Source organism: Cellvibrio chitinivorans, assembly GCF_035117775.1.
Taxonomy (GTDB): domain Bacteria; phylum Pseudomonadota; class Gammaproteobacteria; order Pseudomonadales; family Cellvibrionaceae; genus Cellvibrio; species Cellvibrio chitinivorans.
Window position 1 is genome coordinate 127,765 of the sequence record NZ_JAYKKN010000007.1, and the last position, 7,959, is coordinate 135,723.

At 45.2% G+C, this 7,959-nt stretch carries 8 protein-coding genes; 3 read left to right on the top strand and 5 right to left on the bottom strand.

What is annotated here, in order from left to right:
- The first annotated feature begins 65 nt into the window (after positions 1 to 65).
- On the top strand, positions 66 to 3,236 hold the full coding sequence (gene lacZ / locus SPL68_RS16625) for a beta-galactosidase, LacZ type (protein WP_323816293.1): 3,171 nt from the start codon (positions 66 to 68) through the stop codon (positions 3,234 to 3,236).
- A gap of 73 nt (positions 3,237 to 3,309) precedes the next feature.
- Here the strand turns inward: lacZ and SPL68_RS16630 are convergent, their stop codons facing one another.
- The 3 genes from SPL68_RS16630 to SPL68_RS16640 form a co-directional block, all read right to left on the bottom strand.
- On the bottom strand, positions 3,310 to 3,663 hold the full coding sequence (locus tag SPL68_RS16630) for a cyclophilin-like fold protein (RefSeq protein WP_323816294.1): 354 nt from the start codon (positions 3,661 to 3,663) through the stop codon (positions 3,310 to 3,312).
- Positions 3,660 to 4,184, bottom strand: a complete 525-nt coding sequence (locus tag SPL68_RS16635) for a (R)-mandelonitrile lyase (protein WP_323816295.1) — start codon at positions 4,182 to 4,184, stop codon at positions 3,660 to 3,662. The genes SPL68_RS16630 and SPL68_RS16635 overlap by 4 nt, the downstream gene beginning before the upstream one ends.
- Positions 4,185 to 4,266: 82 nt before the next feature.
- A complete protein-coding gene (locus tag SPL68_RS16640; protein WP_323816296.1) occupies positions 4,267 to 5,415 on the bottom strand; it encodes an alpha/beta hydrolase in 1,149 nt (382 codons plus the stop codon).
- A gap of 217 nt (positions 5,416 to 5,632) precedes the next feature.
- Between SPL68_RS16640 and SPL68_RS16645 the strand changes: the two genes are divergently transcribed.
- A complete protein-coding gene (locus SPL68_RS16645; protein WP_323816297.1) occupies positions 5,633 to 6,559 on the top strand; it encodes an AraC family transcriptional regulator in 927 nt (308 codons plus the stop codon).
- A gap of 156 nt (positions 6,560 to 6,715) precedes the next feature.
- Here SPL68_RS16645 and SPL68_RS16650 read toward each other — a convergent pair whose 3' ends face one another.
- Entirely contained in the window at positions 6,716 to 7,180 is a 465-nt protein-coding gene (locus tag SPL68_RS16650; RefSeq protein ID WP_323816298.1) for a hypothetical protein, read from the bottom strand.
- A gap of 113 nt (positions 7,181 to 7,293) precedes the next feature.
- Between SPL68_RS16650 and soxR the strand changes: the two genes are divergently transcribed.
- Positions 7,294 to 7,752, top strand: a complete 459-nt coding sequence (soxR, locus tag SPL68_RS16655) for a redox-sensitive transcriptional activator SoxR (protein WP_323816299.1) — start codon at positions 7,294 to 7,296, stop codon at positions 7,750 to 7,752.
- Between the two features lie 27 nt (positions 7,753 to 7,779).
- Here soxR and SPL68_RS16660 read toward each other — a convergent pair.
- The coding region (locus SPL68_RS16660) for a hypothetical protein (RefSeq protein ID WP_323816300.1) at positions 7,780 to 7,959 on the bottom strand (180 nt) is incomplete at its 5' end.

The following is a 7,959-nucleotide window of genomic DNA, read 5'->3' on the forward strand; positions in this document are numbered from 1 at the left end:
ATCTGAATGCATTCGTTATTTTTGTAATACAATATTAGAAAACTAATATATAAAAGGTAGTTAACATGAAGATTTCGATAGCTCGGTCAGGTGGCCGACTTGGGCTGGCGCTAGCCTTAGCCATTAGTCTGGCATCTTGTCAGACAAATAATGCAGATGCGCAAGTTAAATCAAAAACAAGCAGCTCAAACGACTGGGAAAACCCGGCAGTGTTCGATGTGGGCTCATTGCCGGACCGTGCCTTTTTTACGTCTTACCCCTCATTTGCAGATGCGTTGAAGGGTGACGACAAAGCCTCTAGTCATTACCAATCGTTGAATGGTCAATGGCATTTCAATCTTGCCGAACATCCTGACAAGCGACCTTTAACGTTTTTTCAGTCAGACTTTGATGTTTCAAAATGGCCGACAATAACAGTGCCTTCTAATTGGCAATTGCAGGGTTACGACTATCCAATTTTTATTAACCACGGTTATGAATTCAAAAAAAATAAACCGTTTACGCCAACAGACTACAATCCTGTAGGCTCCTACCGCCGCGATTTTACTGTTGAAGAAAGCTGGCAAGACAAGCGCATCATTTTGCATTTTGGTGGCGTGAAGTCGGCGTTTTATGTGTGGGTCAATGGTCACAAACTTGGCTACAGTCAGGACGGAAAATTGCCAGCAGAATTTGATATTACTGCTTACGTCAAACCAGGCAAAAACAATGTAGCCGTGCAAGCTTTTCGCTGGAGCGACGGCAGCTATTTGGAAGATCAAGATATGTGGCGCTTGAGCGGTATTCAGCGCGATGTATTTTTACAAATTGTACCTAAAACCCAATTGTGGGATTTTCATGCAGCTGCATCGCTCACCAATAATTTTCGCGATGGCTTGTTGAATCTGGAAGTGACTCTCGCTAACACTAAAACGACTAGTGCAAACGCCCAGCTGGAGGCAGCGCTGTATGACGGTGAAAAACTGTTGTGGAAACAGGATTCATCAATGAGCGCCGGAGCAGGAAAAAACGCCAGCGTGAAATTGAATCAGGCGTTTCCTGATGTAATTGCTTGGTCAGCTGAAGTACCTAAACTTTACAATCTTGTGTTGACCCTAAAACAATCCGGACAAGAAGATCAGGTGGTGCGTCAAGCGATTGGTTTCCGCAATGTCGCGATTGAAAAAGGTCAGCTGTTGGTAAATGGCCAGCCCATTATTATCAAAGGTGTGAATCGCCATGAGTACGATCCGAATACTGGCCATACAATTGATCGAGCCAGCATGCTCAGAGATATTGAGCTGCTAAAACGCTATAACATCAATACAGTGCGCGCTTCTCACTATCCGAACGATCCTTACTGGTATCAGTTGTGCGATCAGTACGGCTTGTATGTGATTGATGAGGCAAACATCGAAGCGCACGGCTACGAATTTAAAGAAGACGGTTTAGGAAATGACCCGCAATTTAAAGAGGCTATTCTTGACCGCGTGCGTGGCATGATTAAACGCGATAAAAATCATCCATCCATTATCGGTTGGTCATTGGGCAATGAAATTGGCCCTGGTCCAAATATCTCAGCGGCTTACAAAATGGCTAAATCCATGGATAGCAGCCGTTTCGTACAATATGAAACCCGCGAGACTTGGTACAAAGAAAAAATGACCGATATCGTGGGCTGGATGTACGCTGATAGAAAAGAAATCAGTGAGCAGTATTTAAATAAATATCCCGACACGCCGTTTATTTGGATTGAGTACGCGCACGTTATGGGTAATAGCGGCGGCAATCTAAAAGAGCTGTGGGATTTTGTGTATCAGCACCCGCAAGTGCAAGGCGGTAATGTGTGGGATTGGCGTGATCAGGGCATCTATAAAACTAACGCGCAGGGTAAGCAAATTTTGGCGTACGGTGGAGACTTTGAACCTGAAGGCACTCCCAATGCTGCCAATGGTTTGGCCAATGGTTTGCTTAATTCAAATGGTGAGCCCCATCCATCACTGTTTGAAGTGCAAAAGGTGTATCAAAGTATTGCAGTAACTTCATCTGGTGTTGGAAGTTATCAAATCACTAACCGTAATTTCTTCCGTGATTTACGTTATGTGCAGGGCAAATGGATGCTGCTGGAAAATGGCACTCAAGTAGCACAAGGTAATTTGGCTGCATTGAATACTGCACCTCAGACGACTGAGACAATCACCATTGCACCTTTAAAAAATTACGCCTACAAAAGTACAGCGGAATATGCAGTTAATATTCAGTTTGCGATGAAGCAAGCAGAAGGTGTAATCCCACAAGGCCATGTGGTTGCAAGCGAACAATTCTTACTGGAGAAATCGACCCCAGCAACAATAGAATTGCAAGCAGCAAAAAAATTGCAATTCAAAGAAACTGCAAGTGCAGTCAACATAAACACCGGCAATGCTGTTATCGCATTTGATAAAACCACCGGTCGTCTGACCAGCTACAAAGTGGCGGGTACTGAACTGATAAAAGAAGGGTTTGTGCCTAACTTCTGGCGTGCATTAACCGACAAAGACTACGGCAACCGCTTGGCGGAAAAGTCCGGCGCTTACTTCAAGTATGCGGGCGAAAAAGCGGAAGTTACTGAAGCGAATATCAACAACGACAATGGTATCGTCATACTTCGTTTTGATCTGATTTTCCCAACGCTGAACAGCACTGGCAGCATTGAATATCGAATTGGAGCCAATGGCGAAATGGAAATCGACTATCAAGCCAAGCTCGCCAAGGGTTTGCCTGAAATGCCGCGCTTTGGTTTGAAAATGCAAATGCCGGATGGTTTCGATTCGGCTCGTTGGTACGGTCGTGGCCCTTGGGAAAATTATCAGGACCGTAAATACGCAGCGGACTTAGGCATTTACCAATCCAGTGTTGCCGATTTTTACACGCAATATATTCGCCCTCAGGAAAATGGTAATCGCAGTGATACTCGCTGGTTAGAAATTCGCAACGCCAAAGGTGTCGGTTTAAAAGTAGTGGGTGAGCCGCAGTTTGATTTCACTGCGCATCACAACACTATTGAAGATTTTGATTACCCTATGATTGGAGGCAACCGCCATGCGGCGGATATAGTGCCGCGCCCGCTTACCGAATTAATTTTGGATTATCGTCAGCGCGGCGCTGGTGGAGATAATAGTTGGGGGGCAACACCTTACGATGAATATCGTTTGCTGCCAGAAAAACAACAAGACTATCAATTGAAGCTGAAATTAATTCCACTCAGCGGCAATTAATGAAAAAGTAAAATCCAAGCAACAAAAAGCCCGAGATGCGCAAAGTGCCTCGGGCTTTTTGTTGGTGTTGCAATCAATCAATTTTCTCAATGATCACTTTCAGTGAAGTTTTCTTCGCAAGTAGATCAATATTTTCTTTAATTTCACCCAATGAGATTAGCCCGCTGGCGTAACTAAAATCGCGGTAAAAAATCGCCAGGTTTCCCCAAGGAGCATAAAAGGTAATGTCTCCCGCTTTGGGTTTGAATCCAGCGGGAGCGTCTTGGGTTGATAAACGTTTCGGAAGGTCGCTGATTTTCTCGGTTTTGCTGTAGTCCTCAAGCGTCAGTGTCAACGGTAGCAGAGATAAAAAATCCCTGCTTGCCGCCGAGTCATTCAAGACGCCGAAAATTTTTTGACCTTCAGTTGTGATGCAGATCTTTGTCATTTTCCATACTGCTCATCAGTGACTGGCTCAAGCCATTCAACATTTTTTCCATCCAGTGATTCCTGTACAGCAATGTGGCTCATGCCTTCGCTACTGGTGGCGCCATGCCAATGTTTATGGCCCGGTGGGCACCAAATACTATCGCCCGCCTTAATTTCTACACGAGCCTCACCTTCGCATTGGGTCCAGCCAGTTCCAGAGGTTACGATTAACAGTTGTCCCAATGGATGTGTGTGCCAGTTGGTGCGTGCGCCCGGCTCGAAGGTCACCAGTGCGGATGTGATACGTGACGGTTCTTGAACCTGCATATGAATCGGATCAATCATTACATTTCCGGTAAACCAGTCGGCTGGGCCTTTAAACGGTGCTACCGAACCTTTTTTGTTTAGGATCATAAAACTCTCCTTTACGTTGACGTGGTCAGAGGTGGGGAGCACGGATTGAGCTTGTGACTCTGCCAATGCAAAAGCACTGGTAGTAATGCCAAGTGCAATCCCGAATAAAACAGAAAAGTTTTTCATATAATTGTTCTCCTTGTCGCTTGTTAGTCGTTTGGCACACCATTGTTAATGGCGTGCCATGACCGAATTGCGTTTTGTTTCGTTAGCTAGCTGCTTTTTCGCTTGTGCTAGTTTTTAAATGCGTTTGGAAAAAATTGGTCAAGCGATCAAACGGAATCACATCCATTTGATCGTAAAGATCAACATGGTTTGCACCTTTAATAATCACCAATTCTTTCGGTTCTGCGGCAGCGGCGTAAGCAGTTTCACTGAAGTAGCGTGAGTGAGCTTTTTCGCCATGAATCAGTAATACGGGGCGCGGAGATATTTCTTTAATATAGGACAGCAATGGCATGTTCATGAATGACAGCGGATTGGTGACAGTCCATGCCCCATTGGAATTGATGGAGCGAGGATGGAAACCGCGTTCGGTGGACTTGTAGTAGCCAGCATAATCCAATACAAATTGTGGTTCACCGCCTTTTAATTCCAGTGACACGGGGCCAAGCGCAGGTTTGCTAGTTTCAGCGTCTTTCCAGCGCTGCTGTCCCAATTGCTCTAATGCGCCGCTGCGTTGCTCCGGGGTCATGCTGTCGTTGTAGCCTTTGGACATAACACGAGACATGTCGTACATGGTGCTGGCGACTACGGCTTTGATGCGTTTATCGATTGCCGCTGCGTTGAGCGCCATCCCGCCCCAGCCGCAAATTCCGATAATGCCGATACGTTCACGATCAACATTCGGTAGCAAACCAAGGAAATCCACTGCTGCGCTAAAGTCTTCAGTATTGATATCTGGCGATGAAACATGGCGCGGCTCACCACCACTTTCACCGGTATAGGAAGGGTCAAAGGCCAAGGTGATAAAACCGCGCTCAGCCATGGTTTGTGCATACAAGCCAGACGATTGCTCTTTAACTGCGCCGTAAGGGCCGCTTAGTGCTAATGCTGCTAACTTGCCGTTGGCATTTTTAGGTGCGTATAAGTCGGCTGCCAAGGTGATGCCATAGCGATTGGTAAAGGTCACTTTTTTGTGATCAACCTTATCGCTTTTGGCAAAGGTTTTATCCCAGCCTTCGCCTAGTGCCAGAGTGGTTGCCGCCGATGCAGGTGCAGCTATGGCAGAGACAACATAGGCAGCGGCAATACCTGCGCCGGTCTTTTTAAGCAGGTCGCGACGTCCAGCATCTATTGATGCGTCTACTGATACTTTTGATGCTTGCGGGTCTTTCTGAATCGATAATTCGCTCATGGAGTGTCTCCTAGTGACTTGAGAATGGTTTGGGTCGCGTAGAGGCGATGAATCTATTATTCTCATGTGGTCAGGTAATCGTTAGATCAAATCGCTCGATTTATTGCCTAATCCTATTTGTATCAATATTTTTGTGGATAGGTAATTGGCGTCGGAGTAGACTTGTGAAACAAAAGTAATTGACCAGATAGGTCCTTTTTGGGCGAGTAAACTAGCGATGACAACCACCTTGGATTCTTCCATCCAGACCTCACAGGCGGCTATGGCAAGCATAATTGCCAAGCGTGTAAACAAAACCTCCGATTGGGTTACTGAAATTCCTGATCTGTTGTTCTTTCGGCGGGATGCGCTGACCGAGCCAGATTTTTGTTTAATCGAGCCCAGTGTGGTTTTAGTGGTGCAAGGGAAGAAGCGAATAGTGATTGGGGGCGATGCCTATCCCTACGATACGACCAATTTTCTTATCACCTCGCTGGATTTACCTGCAACATCACAAGTTGTAGAAGTCGGTGACAATGAGCCCTGTTTGGGGCTAGTGCTCAAATTGGATATTCGCATGTTGGCAGAGTTAATTGCCCAGGGCGGATTGCCGCATCAGCGTGAGAAATCGGCGAGCATTAGTGTTGGTCTTGGTGCGATGACTAAAAAAATTATCGACCCGCTAAAGCGCCTATTGGAATTGCTGGATGAACCATCCGCTATCAATGTGCTTGCACCAATTATCAAGCGCGAAATTCATTATCGTTTATTGCTAAGTGATCAGGCGGCGCTCTTGCGCCAGATAGCATCGGTGGATAGTCAGAGTTACCGCATCGCTAAAGCGATTGATTGGATGAAGTTGAATTTTGCAACTCAATTGCGCGTGGAAGATTTGGCTGCACAAGTGCAAATGAGTACGCCGACTTTTCATCATCATTTTCGCCAACTCACCACGATGAGCCCTTTGCAATATCAAAAATGGTTGCGATTAAATGAAGCCAAGCGACTGATGTTAAACGAGCACATGGATGCATCCAGCGCGTCTTATCGTGTCGGTTATGAAAGTCCCTCGCAATTCAGCCGCGAATATAGCCGCCTGTTTGGGGCGGCGCCGAAAAGGGATATTGCGAATATGAGAGAGGGTGCAGTGGGAAAATCTAGTTAGTATAAAGGGCGCGAAAAATCTGGTGGGGGTACATATTTCTTTTTGAGGAATATATGGGACTCCCACCAGATATACAGTCGGCTCTATCCAATTTTTTAGCTTGAACGTGATTTCTGCAATAGATTTGAGTTTGATTGCTTTAATGTCTCATTAGTATCAATGACACTTTAACTCGTATAACAAGCCTTTTTGCGTAATAAGATTTACTTTTATATTTTGCATAGTGATTTCACTTATCTTTTCATTGTGGAATCTAAAAGAAATTTGCGCATCCAGTAATATCCTTCCTTCTGATGCCATTAGTCCCATAAATTCTTCATGGTGAATTCCCTGAATTCGAAATTGAATTTGTACATTTGTGTCATCTGCGTAAATTGTATTGATGCTGATTTTCGGCCGCCTAAATACATCTAATAAATAATTTATAAAACCGCTAAATTCCAGCCGATTTTGAGGCGTGAATTCGGGAAATCCATTGCAGATTAGGATTTCGTTCATCGTGTTGGACATTAAGTCTACTTTTTCCTTGCAAGTTATCTGATCCTTAAAAATCGTACCCAAGAGCTGAATAATCAGGACTTCATTGGCGTAACTCCGAATGCTATTTAGTTGGTTTAGCATGATTAAACCCTCAGGTTCTCCAGAAAATTAGTTTTTAAAGTTGCAAGGTGCGTCAAGTGGAGTCACTATAAAACCTCAAGTTAAGTTGAGGTCAATAGCTGGGGCTAATGTTTGTGAATAAATCAAAAGTAAGAGGGGAGCGGGAATTAAGTGTGGGCGAGGTGGCCGCCCGCAGCGGTGTAGCAGTTTCAGCTATACATTTTTATGAGGCAAAAGGTTTGATAGTCAGTGTTCGTAATGCGGGAAATCAGCGACGTTATGCGGCTAGTGTGCTTCGTTATATTGCAATTGTTAAAGTGGCCCAAAGAGTGGGTATACCTCTATCTGAAATAGAAAGTGTTCTGGGTCGATACCAGCCTTGCGTGAAATCCAGTAAAGCTCAATGGACTGTCGCAGCAAAAAAATGGCGAGAGAACCTTGATGATCGCATACAAAAACTACAGCGCTTGCGCGATGATTTGAATACCTGTATCGGATGCGGCTGCTTATCTTTACAGGATTGCCCCTTACGTAACCCTGATGACGTACTTGGTGAACAGGGGCCAGGAGCGAGAATTCTTGAGCGAAATTGATTTTTATTTAGAGGTTAGAAGGAATGACTAATTGGATAAAGAGTTTTGAGGTTTATCAGCCAGGATCTCAGCGTCCGCTATTGGCGTGCGCCGTGATAAGGCGGCGCTTTTCCCCGTGGGTGAAAATCCCACTCGGCTATCGCTCCAGCCGAAAGCAACCGGAGCAATTATAGAGGCAACGAAATAGTTGAAGCCTCCGGTGAAGCG